General features: G+C 64.0%; 14 protein-coding genes and 1 pseudogene. 6 read left to right on the forward strand and 9 right to left on the reverse strand.

Features of this window, described 5'->3' with window-relative positions:
* Positions 1 to 56: 56 nt before the first annotated feature.
* From chrA to ACZIRK_RS29830, 3 genes are all read right to left on the reverse strand, one after another.
* Complete coding sequence (chrA, locus tag ACZIRK_RS29820) at positions 57 to 1,448, reverse strand: chromate efflux transporter (RefSeq protein ID WP_130227460.1); 1,392 nt, start codon at positions 1,446 to 1,448, stop codon at positions 57 to 59.
* Positions 1,445 to 2,263 (reverse strand): chromate resistance protein ChrB domain-containing protein, encoded by an 819-nt coding sequence (locus ACZIRK_RS29825; RefSeq protein WP_130227459.1) that lies wholly within the window; start codon positions 2,261 to 2,263, stop codon positions 1,445 to 1,447. The genes chrA and ACZIRK_RS29825 overlap by 4 nt, the downstream gene beginning before the upstream one ends.
* A gap of 270 nt (positions 2,264 to 2,533) precedes the next feature.
* Positions 2,534 to 2,794 (reverse strand): hypothetical protein, encoded by a 261-nt coding sequence (locus tag ACZIRK_RS29830; RefSeq protein WP_165435331.1) that lies wholly within the window; start codon positions 2,792 to 2,794, stop codon positions 2,534 to 2,536.
* Here ACZIRK_RS29830 and ACZIRK_RS29835 point away from each other — a divergent pair.
* The 4 genes from ACZIRK_RS29835 (at position 2,729) to ACZIRK_RS29850 (ending at position 9,359) form a co-directional block, all read left to right on the forward strand.
* Positions 2,729 to 3,037, forward strand: a complete 309-nt coding sequence (locus ACZIRK_RS29835) for a DUF2946 domain-containing protein (RefSeq protein WP_456671156.1) — start codon at positions 2,729 to 2,731, stop codon at positions 3,035 to 3,037. The two genes, ACZIRK_RS29830 and ACZIRK_RS29835, sit on opposite strands and share 66 nt — an antisense overlap.
* A gap of 198 nt (positions 3,038 to 3,235) precedes the next feature.
* Positions 3,236 to 5,536, forward strand: coding sequence for a TonB-dependent receptor (locus tag ACZIRK_RS29840; RefSeq protein WP_130227457.1), 2,301 nt, complete (start codon positions 3,236 to 3,238; stop codon positions 5,534 to 5,536).
* A 264-nt stretch (positions 5,537 to 5,800) separates the two neighbouring features.
* Positions 5,801 to 6,391, forward strand: a complete 591-nt coding sequence (locus tag ACZIRK_RS29845) for a GNAT family N-acetyltransferase (RefSeq protein WP_130227456.1) — start codon at positions 5,801 to 5,803, stop codon at positions 6,389 to 6,391.
* A gap of 316 nt (positions 6,392 to 6,707) precedes the next feature.
* The gene (locus ACZIRK_RS29850) at positions 6,708 to 9,359 is read left to right on the forward strand and encodes a flavin-containing monooxygenase (protein WP_130227455.1); all 2,652 of its coding nucleotides are present in this window, start codon (positions 6,708 to 6,710) and stop codon (positions 9,357 to 9,359) included.
* A 99-nt stretch (positions 9,360 to 9,458) separates the two neighbouring features.
* Here the strand turns inward: ACZIRK_RS29850 and ACZIRK_RS29855 are convergent, their stop codons facing one another.
* The gene (locus ACZIRK_RS29855) at positions 9,459 to 10,517 is read right to left on the reverse strand and encodes an AI-2E family transporter (RefSeq protein WP_474418702.1); all 1,059 of its coding nucleotides are present in this window, start codon (positions 10,515 to 10,517) and stop codon (positions 9,459 to 9,461) included.
* A gap of 241 nt (positions 10,518 to 10,758) precedes the next feature.
* Here ACZIRK_RS29855 and ACZIRK_RS29860 point away from each other — a divergent pair, with 241 nt between their 5' ends.
* Entirely contained in the window at positions 10,759 to 12,051 is a 1,293-nt protein-coding gene (locus ACZIRK_RS29860) for an MFS transporter (protein ID WP_474418703.1), read from the forward strand.
* Between the two features lie 25 nt (positions 12,052 to 12,076).
* Here ACZIRK_RS29860 and ACZIRK_RS29865 read toward each other — a convergent pair whose 3' ends face one another.
* The 4 genes from ACZIRK_RS29865 to ACZIRK_RS29880 all read right to left on the reverse strand — a co-directional run bounded on the left by ACZIRK_RS29865 (position 12,077) and on the right by ACZIRK_RS29880 (position 17,420).
* Positions 12,077 to 15,268: an efflux RND transporter permease subunit gene (locus tag ACZIRK_RS29865; protein WP_474418704.1), complete on the reverse strand. Its 3,192-nt coding sequence runs from the start codon at positions 15,266 to 15,268 to the stop codon at positions 12,077 to 12,079.
* Entirely contained in the window at positions 15,265 to 16,557 is a 1,293-nt protein-coding gene (locus ACZIRK_RS29870; RefSeq protein WP_474418705.1) for an efflux RND transporter periplasmic adaptor subunit, read from the reverse strand. The genes ACZIRK_RS29865 and ACZIRK_RS29870 overlap by 4 nt, the downstream gene beginning before the upstream one ends.
* Positions 16,554 to 16,961 carry a FixH family protein gene (locus ACZIRK_RS29875; protein ID WP_474418706.1) on the reverse strand — a complete coding sequence of 136 codons (408 nt, stop codon included), beginning with the start codon at positions 16,959 to 16,961 and terminating at the stop codon, positions 16,554 to 16,556. The genes ACZIRK_RS29870 and ACZIRK_RS29875 overlap by 4 nt, the downstream gene beginning before the upstream one ends.
* A 99-nt stretch (positions 16,962 to 17,060) precedes the next feature.
* On the reverse strand, positions 17,061 to 17,420 hold the full coding sequence (locus tag ACZIRK_RS29880) for a hypothetical protein (protein ID WP_130227450.1): 360 nt from the start codon (positions 17,418 to 17,420) through the stop codon (positions 17,061 to 17,063).
* A 205-nt stretch (positions 17,421 to 17,625) separates the two neighbouring features.
* Here ACZIRK_RS29880 and ACZIRK_RS29885 point away from each other — a divergent pair, with 205 nt between their 5' ends.
* Positions 17,626 to 18,924 carry an MFS transporter gene (locus ACZIRK_RS29885; protein WP_474418707.1) on the forward strand — a complete coding sequence of 433 codons (1,299 nt, stop codon included), beginning with the start codon at positions 17,626 to 17,628 and terminating at the stop codon, positions 18,922 to 18,924.
* A gap of 13 nt (positions 18,925 to 18,937) precedes the next feature.
* On the opposite strand, the pseudogene ACZIRK_RS29890 reads toward ACZIRK_RS29885, so the two are convergent.
* Positions 18,938 to 19,069 (reverse strand): annotated as a pseudogene (locus tag ACZIRK_RS29890) (IS5/IS1182 family transposase); the annotation flags it as partial.

The following is a 19,069-nucleotide window of genomic DNA, read 5'->3' on the forward strand; positions in this document are numbered from 1 at the left end:
CTCCAGCCCATTGTTTACTGCTATCGTCATTCGGCTCGCCGCCACATGCGCTTCGGTCAGATGATGCCAGTCAGGCGCCACAGGACGCCGGTGATGCAGGACGCTGCGAGGACGACAAGCATTCCTACATTGAAGCGAAAAATCGCAGTCGCCGCCGCGAGCGACAGCGCAAGCGCCGGCCAATCCACGCTGCGCAGTACCGGCGCATCGAAGAAGAGACCGAAGCCTTGCACCGGAAAAGTCTGCCGGAAGATCGTGTGCAGCGCGAACCAGATGGAGAGATTGAGAATGACGCCGACGACCGCGGCGGTGATCGCCGAGAGTGCGCCGGCGAGCGCCTTGTTGCCGCGTAACGCCTCGATGTAGGGCGCCCCGACGAAGATCCAGAGAAAGCACGGCGTGAAAGTGACCCAGGTCGCGAGCAATCCGCCGAGTGTGCCGGCCAGCATCGGGGACAGCCCGCTCGACTCACGGAACGCGGCCATGAAGCCTACGAACTGGACCACCATGATGAGCGGCCCCGGCGTGGTCTCTGCCATTCCGAGGCCGTCGAGCATCTCGCGCGGGGTTACCCAGTGATAGTATTCGGCGGCCTGTTGCGCGACGTAGGCCAGCACGGCGTAAGCCCCGCCGAACGTCACCATCGCCATCTTGCTGAAGAAGATCGCTATCTGGCTGAACACATCGCTCGGTCCCAGGGCGATAAGCAAGGCGAAGACAGGAACAAGCCAGAGCGCAAGCCATGCCGCGCCCACACGCAGGGTGCGCGCGGCATTCGGCCGGACGTGATCCGGCACAGCTTCGCCGAGCATGCTGTCGATCACGGCAGAACTCTTTCCGCCGTGTTCGAGGGCTGCGAACTCCGGCCTTCCGAGCCGCGCGCCAACGAAGCCGGTGATGGCGGCGGCAACGATGATGACCGGAAACGGCACCCCGAAGAAGAAGATTGCGATGAAGGCGATCGCCGCCAACGCAACCATGACCGGATTGCGGAGCGCACGCCTGCCGACGCGGACCACCGCCTGGATCACGATGGCGAGCACCGCCGCCTTCAGGCCGAAGAACAGCGCCTCGACGAAGCCGACATTGCCGTAGGCGGCGTAGATGTAGCTCAGCGCCATGATGGCGAAAACGCCAGGCAGGATGAACAGGCCTCCCGCCACGATCCCGCCGACTGTCCGGTGCAGGAGCCAGCCGATATAGGTCGCAAGCTGCTGCGCCTCCGGTCCGGGCAGCAGCATGCAGTAGTTGAGCGCGTGCAGGAAGCGCGCTTCCGAAATCCAGTTCTTCTCCTCGACGAGGATACGATGCATCACCGCGATCTGCCCGGCCGGGCCGCCGAAGCTCAGGATCGCGACGCGCAGCCAGACAACGAGCGCATCGGCAAAAGAGATGCCGTGCACCTCGTTGTGCGAAGTGGCCTTCGATTCGGCGGTGAGCGCGGTCATGGCTTCACCTTGCTGGTCGGCCAGTTGTGGGTCTCCTTGGTTGCGTCGCGGCACCAGCGGTAGAAGGCATCGTAGAGAAGCATGCCGGCGTTGAGCTGCTCGAGGTCGTCGTCGTACATGCGCGACAGGCCGAGCGAGACCGCGAGCAGGCCCGACGCCTCCGGAGAAAGATCGAGACGCGCGGTGTCGGCCCCGCGCACCATGACGGCCAGCCGCTCCAGTGCAGGCGTCGACAGGCCGAATTCCTGCACCATCACGTCGAACGTGCAGAGTTCGCCGCGGTGGCTCCAGAACACATTCTCGATGTCGAACGGCGTTGCCGCGAAGCGCTCGCCGACCGCAACCACTTCCGCAGGTGCGACGAACAGGAAGACCGCGGCGGGATCGACGAAACGGCGGATCAGCCAGGGGCAGGCGATGCGATCGATCTTCGGCCGCGATCGCGTCACCCAGACAGTGCGACCGCGCCCGTCACGCCGTGGAATCCTGTTGGCGGGCACGGTGGGCAGTTCCGCCTGCTTCCAGCCGAGATGGCCGCCTTCCAGGATTTCCGCCGCGATGCCGTTGTGACGGAGCCAGGCGGCGGCGCCTTCTGAGAGCTTCTCGCCCTTGTTGCAGATGACGATGGCCGACCGTCCGGCCAGCTCTCGTGCCCAGTCGTTGATGTCGAGATGCGAGCGGCGCGTCGCGCCCGGGATCAGGCGCGGGTCCGCCGCGAAGTCCTCATCGAGGCGGACATCGATCAGGACAGGCGCACTTGCGGTGCCGATCCGTCGTGAAAGCTTGTCAGGGGAAATGGATGTGTATGAAGACATGCTGCGTCCCTCATAAGTTAAGGACGCGATGCTTGGGCATGTCGCCTCGCGGGGAGATCGCTTAATCCCCGGAAGACAAAATAAACTCCTTGCGGCCTGCCATGTCAATCGATGCCGCGATGCGTCGGTAGTCCTGACGAATCCTTGATCTGATAGTTCCGACCGGTTCCGCGCCACTCGGCGCTCCGCGGCCAATTTGGCGGTGGCCTGATGCAGCGAACCGGCTCGCCATGCGGTGTCGGCAATACTCTCAATTGCCGGCAGTGTGAGCTAGATCAAAGATACCTCCCTGCCGATCTGCGACACGTAGATTCGCGACGAGGAAATGCGGTGGCCGAAATGCCTTATCTCGACTCTGAAACCCTCGGGTGTTAGGAACTTGATGGGGTGGGGCTGATGCGGCAGCGGTTGCAAAGATTTTTTCCGATCGTTCTGATCGCGCTGGCGGTTCAGGTTCTGGCGCCGATCGCCACCTGCTGGGCTGCGGCCATCGCCATTTCCGATCCGGTCGGCTTCGCTGAAATCTGTCACAGCGATTCAGTCGCGTCGGCAGCAAACGCCAATCGAGATGCCAGCCAGCGCGCGCATGGCATCGCCTGTCTGATTTGCTGCGCGGCTCAGGCAAATGCGTCATTTGATGCGCCGCAGGCCATCGTGTTCGCGACGCCATATCGGCAACCGGTCCGGATGGTCTGGCACGCGCGCAGACATACCGATGTAGCCTCCCGCGCAGGCTCCAACACGCAGGCGCGCGCACCGCCTTCGATGTCGTAAGGCGAGCCGGCGCCACCGCTTCGACAATTCATCGAAGCGCGACGCCTTTTCCTTCAACCAACACGCATCGCTCGATCGCCGTCCTCGACGGCGCGCGAAGGCATGTCCCGATTTCGTTTGCCTGTCCGGCCCGATCGCCGGGCAGGGGCGTCACCCCTATGCGCGGCGATGCCGCGCCACACCCGAGTCCTTATCATCATGAGCAAGCCTTCGTCCGGCCTTGGCCGATCCACTCTCTACCTGTCCAGCGCCCTCATCTCATCGGCGCTGACCGCCACCATCACGCTGGCGCCGCCGGCCGTGACGAGCGTCGCGGCACAGTCGGCCCATACGCTTCCCCCGGTCGACGTTGCCGCACCGCATCGACGACATTCCGTGCATCAACGATCGAATGCGCGTCGTCCGTCGGGTCCCGCGGCGGGCCATCTCGCGGAGGCACCCCAGCGCCCGGCCGAGAATCCGGCGCAGCCTGCGGGCAACGCGACCGTGACGGCGCGGACCGCGTTCGATCGGGGTCTGTCGACCAGCGATTCAGCTTCGCTCGTCACGGAATTGCCGGGAGGCGCAGTGTGGGGTGCCGGCGGCGTGTCGAGCCTGCCCGCGATCAACGGGTTCGGCGCCGACCGGGTCCAGGTCGCGATCAACAGCATGTTGATCAGCCCCGCATGTCCGAACGAAATGAATCCGCCGCTGTCTTTCGTCAATCCCACCATGATCGCGAAGATGCGGGCCTATCTCGGCATCGCGCCGGTCAGCACCGGCGGCGACTACATCGGGGCGCGCATCGATGTCACGACCGCGCCTCCTGTGTTCGCGAACGATCCGTCCGGGTGGCTATCGACCGCAACCGTCTCAGGCTTCTTCCGCAGCAACGGCAATGCCTACGGCGTCGACGCCACCGCAACGCTCGCCAACCGTGACACCAGCGTCACCTACACCGGCGGCTGGGTGCGCTCCGGCAACTACAAGGCGGGCGACGGCAGCACTATCAAATCGACGCTCTACGAGACCCAGAACCACGCGCTCAGCATTTCCAAGCGTACCTTTGGCAACCTGTTCACGTTCCAGGTCGGCGGCCAGTTCATCCCCTATCAGGGCTACGTCAATCAGTACATGGACATGGTCTACAACCGCGGCCTGTACGCGAACGGCCGTTACGAAGGAGACTTCGACTGGGGCAAGTTGGAGGCCAGCGCGTTCGTCCATCAGATCCGGCATACGATGGGCTTCATTGCGCCGGACAAGACCGGCGAGATGCCGATGGACACCGATGGGATCGATGGCGGATACGCCGTCAAAGCCACGTTCGCGGCGTCCAACATCGACCTGCTGCGGGTCGGCAATGAGCTGACGCTCAACCGGATTGACGACTGGTGGGATCCGGTTGCGGGCTCGATGATGATGGGGCCGAACAGCTTCATCAACCTCAATGGTGGCCAGCGCGACCGCGTCGGCACCTTCGCCGAATGGGAGCGGCACTGGGACCGCAACTGGACCACCATCGTCGGCTTGCGCAACGACGTGGTGTGGATGAACACCGGTGACGTCCATGGGTACAATGCGATGATGTATGGCGCGGATGCCGCCGCCTTCAATGCCCAGGATCGGGCCCGGACCGACGTTCATTTCGATGGCTCCGCCCTGGTGCGCTATGAGCCCGATCAGTTCAGCCATTACGAACTCGGCTTTGCGCGCAAGACACGCTCGCCGAACCTCTACGAACGCTATGCCTGGTCGACCAACGCCATGGCCATGCAGATGATCGGGTGGTTCGGCGACGGCAACGGCTATGTCGGCAATCTCGACCTGAAGCCGGAAAAGGCGCACACGGTGAGCTTCACCGCAGGTTGGCACGATCCGGCGCACAAGATCTGGAGCTTCAGCGTCACTCCCTATGCGAGCTACGTCCAGGACTATATCGACGTCGATCGCTGCGCGACCGGCAGTTGCCTTGCCAACAATCCGGACAACCTCACCGCCACCACTGGCTTCGTCTATCTGCGTTTCGCCAACCACGACGCTACGCTGTATGGCGTGAACCTCGAAGGCCGGCTCGCTTTGTGGGACAATGCGAGCTACGGCCGGGGCGAGCTGCGCGGAACGCTCGGCTATGTGCGCGGCCGGCGGCAGGACGGCGTCGACCTCTACCACGTGATGCCGATCAACGCGAAGCTTGCGTTCGAGCACGCAATTGGCGGCTGGACCAACGGCATCGAACTGCAGCTCGTCGGCTCCAAGGACCAGGTCAGCCAGGTTCACAACGAACTGACGACGCCTTCCTACGCGCTGGTCAATCTGCGCACCGGCTATCAATGGCAGCACGTCCGGATCGATCTCGGTATCGACAATTTGTTCGATCAGAATTACTACCTGCCGCTCGGCGGCGCCGATCTGGTCGACTACAAGGTGGTCTCGATGATGGGATCGTCGGCGGCCTATGGCTACAATGTCAAAGGGCCGGGGCGCTCGATCAACGGCCGGCTGACGGTTAGTTTCTGAATCCTTGGCGAGGCGACGCGGTTTTCCGCGTCGCCGACGCGCATTTCGCGGACGAACCGCTAGAGCATTTTCGGTTCTGATTGCATCAGAACCGAAGCTCTAGATTCTTGTTTTGACGCGTTTTCTTCACGCGAACCGGTTTCCACTTCGCTCGAAAACGCTCTCACGCACGTCTTGTTGACCGCCTCTCCCGATTGACGCCCCAGATTTGTGGTTCGATGTTGGTCTTGAACCTGGCAATGGGGCCGCGATGGAGGTGTTGTGATGAGTCCGGCGAACGCAGTTTCTGGTCCCGTCGTAACTGCTGTTGCGCCCGCCGATATCGAGCGGGCCATTTCCGTTTTGGTGCTTGCCTTCAGCGCCGATCCGGTGACGCGTTGGGCCTATCCGGATCCGGATCAGTATCTCGCATCTTTCCCGGCCCTGGTGCGCGCATTCGGCGGCCGCGCCTTTGAGCAGGACACGGCGCGCTGTGTCGACGATTATGCAGGCGCGGCACTGTGGCTGCCGCCGGGCATCGAACCCGACGAGGCGGCGCTCGCAGCGACCATGCCGGCCGGGCGAGAGTCCGAGATGGCTGCGGTTTTCGAAGGGATGGCGGCCTATCATCCCAAGGAAACTCATTGGTATCTACCGCTGATCGGCGTCGATCCGGCGCATCGACGCAAAGGCCGTGGTGGGGCATTGCTGGGGGACGCCGTTCGGCTGTTCGATCGGGATCATGTCGCGGCCTATCTCGAATCCACCAACCCGGCCAACATCCCGCTGTATCAGCGACACGGCTTCGAGGTCCTCGGCACGATCCAGGTAGGGGCATCGCCGCCGCTGTTTCCAATGCTGCGCCGGGCTCGCTGACGGCGCCGGTTCACCAACGTTAAGTCCAATCCGGGCCACGGCTTCTACCTCATCCCGAGGAGGCCGCACTGCGGCCGTCTCGAGGGATGAGTTCCGGGCGAGATCGGCGCCTCATGGTTCTCAAGGCGATGCGAAGCATCGTCCGGAGACGCGCGAAGACGCGCTCCTCACCATGAGGGTCTGTCATCGCGCTCGACTGTTTCCCAACAAGAACAAAGAGTAGCTGCAGCGCACCAACCAAAGATTGAATTGTCCGATGACAAGCCGAGGGAAGCAGATGTAGCCTCACGAAAAATCAAATGCACGGGAGGATGGCATGCCAGACGCAATGGTTGCAGCACGTGCTTCTGAGGCGACAAACGGCACGGCGCAACAGGTCGACGTCGCAGTGGTAGGGGCCGGCTTTGCGGGCCTCTATCTCTTACACCGGTTGGCCAAGGCCGGCTTCACGACGGTGGCATTGGAGGAGGCCGGCGACGTCGGCGGAACCTGGTACTGGAACCGCTATCCCGGCGCACGTTGCGACATTCAGACCATCGACTACAGCTACACGTTCGATCCGGAGCTGGAACGCGCGTGGCAATGGTCGGAGAAATACGCGACGCAGCCTGAAATCCTGCGCTATCTCGGCTTCGTCGCCGATCGTTATGATCTCAGGCGCCATATCCGCTTTGGCACCAAAGTCACGGCGGCGATGTGGGATGAGTCCATCGAACGCTGGCTGCTCACGACAGACAATGGCGCAGCCGTCTCCTGCCGCAATTACATCATGGCCACGGGCTGTCTCTCGTCGCCCAAGCCGCCGGAGATCGATGGCGTCAAGGAGTTCAAGGGCGACGTCTATTTCACCAGCCGCTGGCCACATGACGGCGTCGATCTTGCCGGCAAGCGCGTCGCGGTCATCGGCACGGGATCGTCGGGGATCCAGTCGATCCCGTTGATCGCGGAGCAGGCGGCGCATCTCACAGTTTTCCAGCGCACGCCGAATTTCGCACTGCCCGCGCACAACGGCCCTCGGCCGGCTGATCGGCTTTCCATGCTGGAGGGCGATCGCGCCGGCTACCGCGAGCAGGCGCGCTGGTCGCTCACGGGCGTGCCATATCCGCAGCAAACTGTCGTCAGCTGGCAGTTGAGCGATGCCGAGCGGCGCGAGCGCTTCGAAAAGGCGTGGGCCGCCGGCGATCTCGTTCACGTGCTCACGCAACTCTGGGCCGACCAGGGCGTGGACGTCGATGGGAACGCGCTGGTCAGCGAACTGATTCACGAGAAGATCCGTGCGGCCGTGAAGGATCCTGATACGGCCGAGGCGCTCACTCCGCACGATCATCCGTTCGGCGCCAAGCGTCCCTGCCTCGATACCAACTATTACGCCACCTATAACCGTCCCAACGTCACGCTAGTGAATTTGAGGCAGGAGCCGATCAAGGAGATCACCGCGACCGGCATCACGACCGACAAGCGCAGCTTCGATCTCGATGTGATCGTGTTCGCCACCGGCTTCGATGCGATGACCGGCGCCATCAAGGCCGTGCATCCGATCACGGGGCGTGATGGAAAATCGCTGTCCGACGTCTGGGCTCAGGGACCGCAGACCTATCTCGGGCTCACCGTTGCCGGATTTCCCAATTTGTTCATGATCACGGGGCCGGGCAGCCCGTCGGTGCTGTCGAACATGGCGGTGTCGATCGAGCAGCACATCGACTGGGTGGTCGATCGATTGACCGCATTGCGCGAAGCGGGCTTCACCACGATGGAAGCCACCGAGACGGCGCAGGCCGGCTGGGCGCGGCACATGGCCGACTGCGCGACGGTCACGCTGCACCGGCTCGCCAACACCTGGTACACGGGCGCGAACGTTCCGGGCAAGGCGCGCGGCGTGATGCCCTATACCGGCGGCGTCGGCCCGTATCGCAGCATCTGCAACGAGATCGTCAGCCGCGGCATGCTCGGCTTCAAGCTCACGGGTCCGAACGTTGCCGAGCAATGCAATGACGGCGAGGTCGTTCGCCTGCAGCCGGATGTGCGGCTGGTGCTGAACATGCTGGCGGATATGAAGTTGCCGCCGATCGAGTCCCTCGGCGCCCAGGGCGCGCGCGACTTCCTCGACGAGTTCAACAAGGGCCGTCCCGCGGGCCGGCCGGTCGGCGAGATCGTCGACGGCACGCTTCCCGGCAATGACGGTCCGCTGCCTTATCGGCTCTATCGGCCGGCGACGCCGGGACCGCATCCGGTCGTGGTCTATTTCCACGGCGGCGGCTGGGTGCTCGGCGACGAGCAATCGGACGAACCGTTCTGCCGCGACATGTGCCGGCGCAGCGGAATGATCTTCGTCAGCGTCGGCTATCGGCATGCGCCCTGGCACCGCTTCCCGACGGCAGCGGAGGACGGCTTTGCCGCGACGCGCTGGATTGCCGAGCATGCGGCCGAGCTCGGCGGTGCGCCAGGACCGGTGCTGGTCGCCGGCTGGAGTGCCGGTGCCAACATCGCGGCGGTCACCTGCCAATTGGCGCGCGATCGCGGCGGCCCCGAGATTGCGGGCCAGCTCCTGCTGACCCCGGTCACCGACTGTACGTTCGAAAGGCCCTCGTATGCCGAGAATGCGACGGACTATTTCGTGACGCGTTCGCTGATGTATTGGTTCTGGGATCTCTACTGCTCGCCCGGCGACCGCACCGATCCGCGCGCCTCGCCGCTACGCGGCAAGCTGGAGGGCTTGCCTCCGGCCTTCGTGGTGACCTGCGAGTTCGATCCGCTGCGTGACGAGGGCATGGCGTATGCCGAAGCGCTCGCCGCTGCCGGCGTGCCGGTCGAGCAGCTCAACGCGCGAGGTCACTTCCACTGTTCCTTCACCATGGTCGACGTGATCATCACCGGCGTCAGCGGACGTGTACGGATGGCCGAAGCCTTGCGCCGGTTTGCCGGGCTGAGTGACGAGGGGAGAGTGCCTATCGCCGTGGCCGCGGAGTAGCGAGACAAGGAGTAGGATGGGTAGAGCGAAGCGAAACCCATCGCGATGGAGCAAGCGGCATGAATGATGGGTTTCGCTGCGCTCTACCCATCCTACGCGCTACGCGTTATCGCCTGACGTCCGCCTCGATGTGGCGAAGATTTCCCAGCTCACCATGAAGATGGCGGCGATCAACGGGCCGATGACGAAGCCGTTCAGACCGAAGACTTCGATTCCGCCCAGCGTGGAGATCAGCACGACGTAATCGGGCAGCTTGGTGCCCTTGCCGACCAGGAAGGGACGCAGCAGATTGTCCACCAGGCCGATGACGAGCACGCCATAGGCAATAAGACCGAGGCCCTGCCATATGGCGCCGGTGGCCAGGAAATAGATGGCAACAGGGATCCAGACCAGTCCGGCGCCGATCGCCGGCAATAGCGACAGGAACGCCATCAGCACGGCCCACAAGATCGGCGCGTGAACGCCCAAGAACCAGAACGCCAGTCCGCCGAGCGCGCCCTGGGCCATCGCGACCAGCACGCCACCCTTGACGGTGGCGCGGACGACATCGGCGAAGCGCGTGAACAGCGCGGACTTCCGATCGGCCTCGAGTGGAACGGCCTCCCTGATCCTATCAGCCACTGCCTTGCCGTCGCGCAACAGGAAAAACAGAAGATACAGCATGATGCCCAGGCTGATGACGAAATCGAATGTGTTCATCCCGATGCTGAGCGCCTGAGGCGCCAGGACCTGTCCGCCCTTCATGAGGCCGGACGTCAACGTTTCGCGCAGGGCCGAAAGATCGCCCAGGTTGAAGCGATCCAGCCAGCCGGTCGCCCACGCAGGCAGCGCATCGAAAACCCGCTGGACATAGGCGGAGAAGTTGTACTCCCCGGACTGGATCTTTGCGTAAAGACCGGCAGCTTCCCGAGCCAGTGAGGTCGCGATGATCGCGAACGGCAGCAGCACCATCGCGATGATAAGCAGGACCGTGATCGAGGCGGCGAGGGTCTCCCTTCCGCCCACCGATCTCAATATCCTCCGGTTGACCGGCGCAAAGATGACGGCGACGACGATGGCCCAGAGCACCGCGCCATAGAACGGCTGCAGGATCCAGGCGAACGCCAGGGTGACGGCGAACAGCAGTAGCAGGAAACCCTGGTCTTCAATCCTTCGCACGGCCGTCTCGCTTTCACCTTTGCTGCGCCGTTGTCGATACAACGAACCCGGCGCCGACTTTGTTCACGGCCTGTATATTGCTTTATTGCGTCCCGGTCCCCTCGAAAAAATCGCGCTCGCTTGCACACGGCGTCGCAGCCCGCTGCCATTCTTCCACAAGATGCCTCCGTCCCATTTGCCGGAGATGTCGCATCGTACAAACGCGGTCATAGTCCGCCCGAAAAAGAAACGTGGAGGAAACATGACCGAGAGTACCGTTGAGACGACCGCGTCGGAGGTCGCGGAGGGCGGGGCGGTATCGCCCAGGAAAGTGTTCTGGGCGACCTGGTTCGGATGGATGCTCGATGGCTTCGACTCCTCCATGTACAGCTACATCCTGGTCGGCGCGCTCTCGGAATTGTTGCCGGCGAGCGGGATCGAGGCGAATCACGCCAATATCGGCATTTATGGCGGCCTCCTGTTCTCGATCTTCATGCTCGGCTGGGCTTGCTCGATGGTGTGGGGCTGGGCGGCTGACCGCTATGGCCGGGTCCGGATCATGTGCTGGACGGTGCTGGTCTATTCGTTGTTCACGGCACTGTGCGGCCTTGCGACCGGCGTCGTCATGTTCGCCCTGTTTCGCTTCATGGCCGGTTTCGGTGTCGGCGGCGAATGGGCGGCGGGCACGCCGCTGCTGCAGGAATCCGTGCCCGAACACACAAGGGTGCGGCTCGCCGGCTGGCTGCACACGGCAACGCCGACCGGACTGTTTCTCGCCGCAGCCGTCACGCTGATCGGGGGAAGCCTGCTCGGCTGGCGCGGCATGTTCATGCTCGGCATCTTGCCGGCGCTCTTGATCGCGTACTTGCGCAGAAATATTCCTGAGCCGGCGCACAGCCGCGCATCCAAGACGAAGACCTCGCTTGCGGCGCTGTTCTCGGGCGCGCAAGCGCGCACCACATGGGCGGCAGCGCTGATGATGGCCTGCATCATCTTCGGCCTATGGTCATCCAACTTCTGGGCGCCGACGGTCATCATCACCAAGCTCACCGCGGCGGGCGCGACGCCAGCCCATGCGCAGCAGATGGGCGCCGTGGCCGGTCTCATCACCAATGTCGGCACGCTGGCCGGTTGCCTGCTGATGCCCTGGATCACCGGCTATCTCGCGAGCCGCCGCCGGACGGCGGTGCTGTTCTTCATCGGCTCGCTGATCTCGGTGGTGGTGAGCTACGAGATCGCCATCGCGCGTCTCGACAATCTCGCGCTGTTCCTGGTCCTGCTTCCAGTGCTCGGCTTCTTCACCAACGGCGTGTTCGGCCTGTTCACGATCTGGCTGCCGGAGATGTTTCCGACCGCCTTGCGGGGATCCGGCTCCGGCTTCGCCTTCAGCATGGGACGCGTATTGGGCGCGGCCGGCCCGACCCTGATCGGCGCGCTCGCCGCAAAGACCGGGAGCTATCCGCTCGCGATCTCGCTGCTGTCGCTGATCTACGTGGTCGGCCTGCCCTTCATCGCGATGGCGCCCGAGACGGCGGGGAAGCCGCTGGCAAGATGAGGTCAGGCGCGCGCTTCGGCTCGCGTCATTCGGCCGGCTCCGGAACGCGCGCCTTGCTCGCCGTCGCCGGTGCTGCGGCCGGCGGCAGTGATTTGTCCTGATCGTCGGAAGGCAGGCCGAAGCCTTTGACGATGCCGAAAATCGCGGGGATCACGATCAGCGTCAGCAGCGTCGAGGAGACCATGCCACCGATCATGGGCACCGCGATCCGCTGCATGATCTCCGAGCCCGTGCCGGTGCTCCACATGATCGGCAGCAGTCCGGCCATGATCGCAACCACGGTCATCATCTTCGGCCGCACGCGCTCGACCGCGCCTTCCATGATGGCATCGCGCAGGTCGGCCCTAGTCAACGCGCGTCCCTCGACGGCGCGACGCTCCCTGATCTCGGCCAGCGCCTGGTTGAGATAGATCAGCATCACGACGCCGGTCTCGGCGGCAACGCCCGCGAGCGCAATGAAGCCGACCGCGACGGCAACCGAAAGGTTGAAGCCGAGCCACCACATCAGCCAGAGACCGCCGACCAGCGCGAAAGGCAGCGACAGCATGACAACGCCCGTCTCGGTGACCGAGCGGAAGTTGATGTAGAGCAGGAGGAAGATGATCAGGAGCGTTGCCGGCACGACGATCTTCAGGCGGGCCATCGCGCGTTCGAGATATTCGTACTGGCCGCTCCAGATCACATAATAGCCCAGCGGAAACTGGACGCTTGCCTGCACCGCATGCTGCGCCTCAGTGACGTAGCCGCCGAGGTCGCGGTCGCGGATGTCGACATAGATGTAGGTCGCAAGCTGCCCGTTCTCGGTGCGGATCGAGGTCGGCCCGCGTGCCGGCTGGATGGTCGCGACCTCGCCGAGCGGCACCGCGCCTCCCGCCGGCATCGGCACCAGGACGTCGCTCCCGATCGCCTTCGGATTGTCACGGAGATCGCGCGGATAGCGCATATTGACGGTAAAGCGCTGCCGGCCTTCGACTGTCGTCGTCACCGTCTGTCCGCCGAGCGCGGTTGCGATCGTATCCTGTACGTCCTGGACCGACATGCCGTAGCGCGCGAGCGCCGTGCGGTCCGGCGTGATCTCGAGATAATAGCCGCCGATGCCGCGCTCGGCATAAGCCGATGATGTTCCCGGGACTGCCTTCAGAACCTGCTCGATCTGCTTGGCGAGACGATCGATCTCGACCAGGTCGGTACCAACGACTTTCACGCCGATCGGCGTGCGGATGCCGGTCGAAAGCATGTCGATGCGCGCCTTGATCGGCATGGTCCAGGCGTTGGAGACACCTGGGAACTGCAGCGCCTTGTCCATCTCCGCGATCAGGCTGTCTACGGTGACTCCCGCCCGCCATTGCTCCTTGGGCTTGAGGTTGACGATGGTCTCGAACATCTCGGTCGGCGCCGGATCGGTCGCGGTCGCCGCCCGTCCGGCCTTGCCGTAGACCGAGGCAACTTCGGGGAACGAGCGGATGATGCGATCCTGCATCTGCATCAGCTCGGCGGCTTTTGTCACGGAGATGCCGGGCAGCGTGGTCGGCATGTAGAGCAGGGTGCCTTCGTTGAGGTTCGGCATGAATTCCGTGCCGAGCTGTCGCGCCGGCCAGACCGTCACGGCGAGGACGACGAGCGCGAGCAGCACGACCAGCGTCTTGGCACGCAGCACGCCCTTGATGATGGGTCGATAGATCCAGATCAGGAAGCGGTTGATCGGATTCTTGTGCTCCGGAACGATCTTGCCGCGGACGAAGATCACCATCAGCGCCGGCACCAGCGTGACCGACAGCAGCGCGGCGGCCGCCATCGCGAAAGTCTTGGTGAAGGCGAGCGGGCTGAACAGCCGGCCCTCCTGCGATTCCAATGTGAAGATCGGCATGAAGGAGACGGTGATGATCAACAGGCTGAAGAACAGCGCCGGACCCACTTCGGCGGCGGCATCGATCAGGATGGCGATGCGCGATTGTCCGGGCTTCGCTCGCTCGAGATGCTTGTGGGCGTTCTCGATCATGACGATGGCGGCATCCACCATGGCGCCGATCGCAATGGCGATGCCGCCGATGCTCATGATGTTGGAGCCGATGCCGAGCAGCTTCATCGCGCCGAATGCCATCAGCACGCCGACCGGCAGCATCAGGATCGCGACCAGCGCGCTGCGGACATGGAGCAGGAACACGATGCAGACGACGGCGACGACGACGCTCTCCTCGACCAGCGTATGCTTCAAGGTATCGATGGCGGCGTTGATCAGGTTCGAGCGGTCGTAGACCGGCGCGATCTCGACCGATTTCGGCAGACTGGTTGCGATCTCCTGGAAGCGCTTCTTGACGTTCTCGATGACGTCGAGCGCGTTGACGCCGAAGCGTTGCAGCACGATGCCGCTGGCAACCTCGCCCTCGCCATTGAGCTCGGCGATGCCGCGCCGCTCGTCGGGGCCGAGCTCGACGCGGGCGACATCGCGCAGCAGCACGGGCGTGCCGTTGGTGGTCTTGAGCACGATATTGCCGAGGTCGTTGACATCCTTGATGTAGCCCTTGCCGCGGATGACGTATTCGAATTCGGACAATTCGACGGTGCGGCCGCCGACATCGGCGTTGCTGGCGCGGATCGCCTCGCGCATCCTTTGCATGGTGATGCCGCGGTCGCGCATCCGCTGTGGATCGAGGATCACGTTGTACTGCTTCACGAAGCCGCCGATGCTGGCGACCTCCGCGACGCCCTCGGCCTTGGCGAGCGCGAATTTCAGATTCCAGTCCTGGATCGTGCGGGTGTCGGCGAGGTTCAGCTCTTTCGAGATCACGGCGTATTGGTAGACCCAGCCGACACCTGTCGCGTCGGGTCCGATCGTCGGCGTCACGCCGGCTGGCAGGCGCGAGGATGCGCCATTGAGGAATTCGAGCACGCGCGAGCGCGCCCAATAGATGTCGGTGCCGTCTTCGAAGATCACATAGACGAAGGAGGCGCCGAAGAACGAGAAGCCGCGCACGACCTTCGACTTCGGTACGGTCAGCATGGCTGATGTCAAGGGATAGGTGACCTGGTCCTCGATCACCTGCGGCGCCTGGCCCGGATATTCGGTGTAGACGATCACCTGGGTGTCGGAGAGGTCAGGGATGGCATCGAGCGGCAGATGAAGGAGCGCATAGAGTCCGGCCGCCGCGGCGAAGCCGGTGCCGAACAGCACCAGCAGCAGGTTGCGTGCCGACCAGGCGATGAGGCGGGCGATCATGGCTGTCCTCCCATGCCGCTGGTCGAGGATGTTTCCTGCACACTGCGTGCATCGGAAAAGCCCTTCAGTGCCGCCTTGAGATTGCTCTCGGCGTCGATCAGGAAATTGGCCGAGGTCACGACGATGTCGTCTTCGCTGACACCCTCCGTGATCTCGACATAGCCGCCGCCGCGATGTCCGACCTTGACCTCGCGCGGCTCGAACCGGCCGCCGCCCTTGTCGATGATGACCGTCTGCCGGCTGCCGGTGTCGAGCACGGAGCTGTCCGGTACGGCGATCACGGGGTTCTGGCTGCCGACTTCGATCTCAGCATCGACATACATGTCGGGAAGCAGCGCGAGGTCGGCATTGTCGAGTTCGATCCGGAGGCGGACGGTGCGCGTGTCGCGGTTGACCTGCGGATAGATCACGCTGACCTTGCCGGCGAAAGCGCGGCCCGGAAAGCTGCGGGCACGCACGGTGACGGGCTGGCCGACCGCGACGCCGCCGACATCGCGTTCCGCCACGTCGACCACGGCCCAGACCAGCGAGGTGTCGGCAACACGAAACAGCACGTCGCCGGGCTGCGCACGCATGCCTTCGACGGCGTTGCGCTCCAGCACGATGCCGTCGCGCGGCGCCGACCATTCGATCACGATCGGGACGGCCTTGGTCTTTTCCATCGTCGCGATGGCGGCTTCCGGCACGTCGAGATTCATCAGCCGCTGCCGCGAGCCGCGGCCATAGCTTTCGATCGTCGCCGTGGTCTTCGAGGTGATGGTGGCGAGATATTCGGCGGCGGCCGATGAGACCGCGGGGCTATAGATCTCCATCAGCGGCTGGCCTTTTGTCACCCGGCTGCCGGTGGTCACATTGGCGACCTTCTGCACATAGCTTTCGGCGCGCATGGCGATGACGGAGACGCGGCGCTCGTCGAGCTGGATCGTCCCCGGTGCACGCACCAATGTGCTGACGATATGGAGCATCACCGGCTCGGACTTGACGCCGGTGCGCTGGATCCGGCCCGGCGACAGCCTGATCGAGCCGTCGTCGGTCTCCTCGCCCTCGTAGACGGGGATGTAGTCCATCCCCATCGAGTCCTTCTTCGGCGCCGGCGACGTATCCGGCAGCCCCATCGGGTTGCGGTAGTACTTGATCTTGCGGCCGGAGGTCGTGTCCGTGTCGGCTGCGGCCGCGTGCGAGATGGCGTAACCCGCGGGCTTCGGCCACGGGATTCCGCCGGCGAAAATGGCGAGACCCGCCGCTGCGAAGGTCGCAGCGGCGGCGCCGATCACGATGGCGCGGGTCATTTCTGCGCCGTGACGACGAGCTTGTTTTCGACCGCGCCGGTTTCGCCCTGCACCTTGGCGCCGAGCGAAAGCTGCCACCGGCCGGCCATGCCCAGGGTGGCCTTGAACTTGTACAGTCCGGGCTCGCCGCCGGGCACGGCGGTGACCTTGGTCGCCATCTCCTGCATGCCGTCGGGGGCCATATCCAGCCGCGTGGCGAAGATCACGGCATCCGGCACCGGCTTGCCGGTCTTCTTGTTGACCAGCCGAACCGTGATGATCTTGTCCGCTCCCGCCTGGACGGTCTGATCGACCAGTTGGAATTCGTAGTCCTTGATCTCGGCCCGCGCGGTGCCGGCCGTGCCCAGCACGGCCATGCCGATGAGCGCTGCCGAGACGGCGCGCCTGGTGTTGAACGATTTCATTTTTCCATTCCTCGATTGCTTTGGTCTGCTGCTCGCGCAGCACGTGTGATCCGCGCGGCGTCTCAAGCCACGCGGCAGCGCTCGGCGCCGTGACGCCGGTCAGGCCAAAGTTCGAGGGGGGTGGTCGGGAGGTGGGCGCGCCAGCCCGTCAGCGATGATGTCGTTGAGCGGACGGAGCTGTTCGCCCGGCCGTCGGATCACGTCCACCATGCTGGTCGATGGGCCGGCCAGCATGACCTGCATCATGCAGATCGCAACCAGCGGACAGTCCCGGCAAGCCGGACTCTTCTCTTTGTCCGGGCAGCAGGGCATGTCCGCCATGTCCTGATCGTCCGCCATCTGCATGCCAGCGGACGACAGCATATGCTCCGCCGCGGCCGGGGTGGCGAGCGGCGCCAGGGTCAGGCTTGCCGTCACCAGCAGCGCGACCAGGAGCTTGAGCAGTTGGCGGATATCCACGGTGCGAGTTTCGCATAGTTGGATGGTTGCTGGAAGAGCCCTATTGCTCACGAAGTTGGTGGCAGCGTGAGAATGCTGTCATTCCGGGATGCGCCGTGAGGCGCAGGCCCGGAATCCATTGGGCCGCAGGCACGGTGGTGAAATGGATTCCGGGTTCTCGCTGCGCGAGCCCCGGAATGACGGGAGTGGCGGAGGGCATTTCCGCATGCCCAATATTTCGCCAAAGCGCTTGACCAGGAGGCAATTCGCGACGAAGTTTGGCCTCGCCGTGGAAATTCCTTCTCAGATCAGCCCAAATTCGGACCAGTTCATTCCCGATTCGCGCCGGGCATGGCTGCGGCTCGCTGTCGCCGTGGTGATCGGCGCGCTCGGCAGCGTCGGTATGTGGTCCGTGGTGGTGGCGCTGCCGGTGGTGCAGGGGGATTTCGCCGCCACGCGAGGGACCGCCTCGCTCGCATTCACCCTCGTCATGATCGGCTTCGGCTCGGGCGGGGTTTTGACCGGCAAGATCACCGATCGCTACGGGATCGTCACCGCGATCGGGCTCGGGATCGGCATCCTCGGGCTCGGCTATATTGGCGCCGGCTACTCGCCGTCGATCTGGTCGTTCATCCTGTTTCATTTCGCGATCGGACTGTCGTCATCGGCGACCTTCGGGCCGTTGATGGCGGAAGCCTCGCACTGGTTCGACCGCTACCGCGGACTCGCGGTCGCGATCGCCGCCAGCGGCAACTATATCGGCGGCACGATCTGGCCGCCGCTGGTGAATCTCGGCATGCAGCAGTTCGGCTGGCGCACCACGCATGTCGCGATTGGCATCTTCACGGCGGTGGCGATGACGGTCGCGCTGTTGGTGCTGCGGCGCCTGACGGGCGCGGCGAGCCGGCGCAGCCATCTCAACGCGCCGCCGCCGCGCGTCAAAGTGCGGCTCTCCACCAACGCGCTGACGGCGATCCTCTCGCTGGCCGCGATCGCCTGCTGCGTGGCGATGGCGATGCCACAGGTGCATATCGTCGCCTATTGCGGCGACCTTGGCTATGGGGAGGCGCGCGGTGCCGAGATGCTGTCCCTGATGCTCGGCTTCGGCATCATCAGCCGCATCGGCTCCGGCTTTCTCGCCGACCGGATCGGCGGCATCCGTACGCTGCTGATCGGCTCGGTCGCGCAGGGCACGGCGCTGCTGTTCTATTTGTTCTTCGACAGCCTGACCTCGCTCTACATCATCTCGGCGATGTTCGGCCTGTTCCAGGGCGGCATCGTGCCGAGCTACGCCATCATCATCCGCGAGGCGATGCCGGCCGCGGAGGCCGCCACCCGCGTCGGCATCGTGATCTTTGCCTCGGTGATCGGCATGTCGCTGGGCGGCTATATTTCCGGCGTGATCTTCGATGCCACCGGCTCCTACGCCGCCGCCTTCGCCAACGGGCTGGCCTGGAACGCTCTCAACGTCACCATCATGCTGATGCTGCTGATCCGCTCGCGGCAGCGGCTGGCGATGGCCTAGGTCGCGTGGACAGTTATGTTAGCCAGAGCAGAGTTGCGGCGATAGCGACGACAGCGAAGTAATTTCGTGCGGTTTTTTCGTAGCGCGTAGCAACGCGCCTGAAACGCTTCAGTTTCGAGAAGCAGCATTCGATTAGATGACGCTC

Source organism: Bradyrhizobium sp. Leo114, assembly GCF_055229415.2.

What these genes read in the sequence shown, in the direction of transcription:
- ACZIRK_RS29870 (WP_474418705.1), bottom strand. Translation starts at nt 16,557, where the DNA reads ATGACCCGCGCCATCGTGATCGGCGCCGCCGCTGCGACCTTCGCAGCG.
- ACZIRK_RS29840 (WP_130227457.1), top strand. Translation starts at nt 3,236, where the DNA reads ATGAGCAAGCCTTCGTCCGGCCTTGGCCGATCCACTCTCTACCTGTCC.
- ACZIRK_RS29845 (WP_130227456.1), top strand. Translation starts at nt 5,801, where the DNA reads ATGAGTCCGGCGAACGCAGTTTCTGGTCCCGTCGTAACTGCTGTTGCG.
- ACZIRK_RS29825 (WP_130227459.1), bottom strand. Translation starts at nt 2,263, where the DNA reads ATGTCTTCATACACATCCATTTCCCCTGACAAGCTTTCACGACGGATC.
- ACZIRK_RS29885 (WP_474418707.1), top strand. Translation starts at nt 17,626, where the DNA reads ATGCCCAATATTTCGCCAAAGCGCTTGACCAGGAGGCAATTCGCGACG.
- ACZIRK_RS29850 (WP_130227455.1), top strand. Translation starts at nt 6,708, where the DNA reads ATGCCAGACGCAATGGTTGCAGCACGTGCTTCTGAGGCGACAAACGGC.
- ACZIRK_RS29865 (WP_474418704.1), bottom strand. Translation starts at nt 15,268, where the DNA reads ATGATCGCCCGCCTCATCGCCTGGTCGGCACGCAACCTGCTGCTGGTG.
- chrA (WP_130227460.1), bottom strand. Translation starts at nt 1,448, where the DNA reads ATGACCGCGCTCACCGCCGAATCGAAGGCCACTTCGCACAACGAGGTG.
- ACZIRK_RS29875 (WP_474418706.1), bottom strand. Translation starts at nt 16,961, where the DNA reads ATGAAATCGTTCAACACCAGGCGCGCCGTCTCGGCAGCGCTCATCGGC.
- ACZIRK_RS29860 (WP_474418703.1), top strand. Translation starts at nt 10,759, where the DNA reads ATGACCGAGAGTACCGTTGAGACGACCGCGTCGGAGGTCGCGGAGGGC.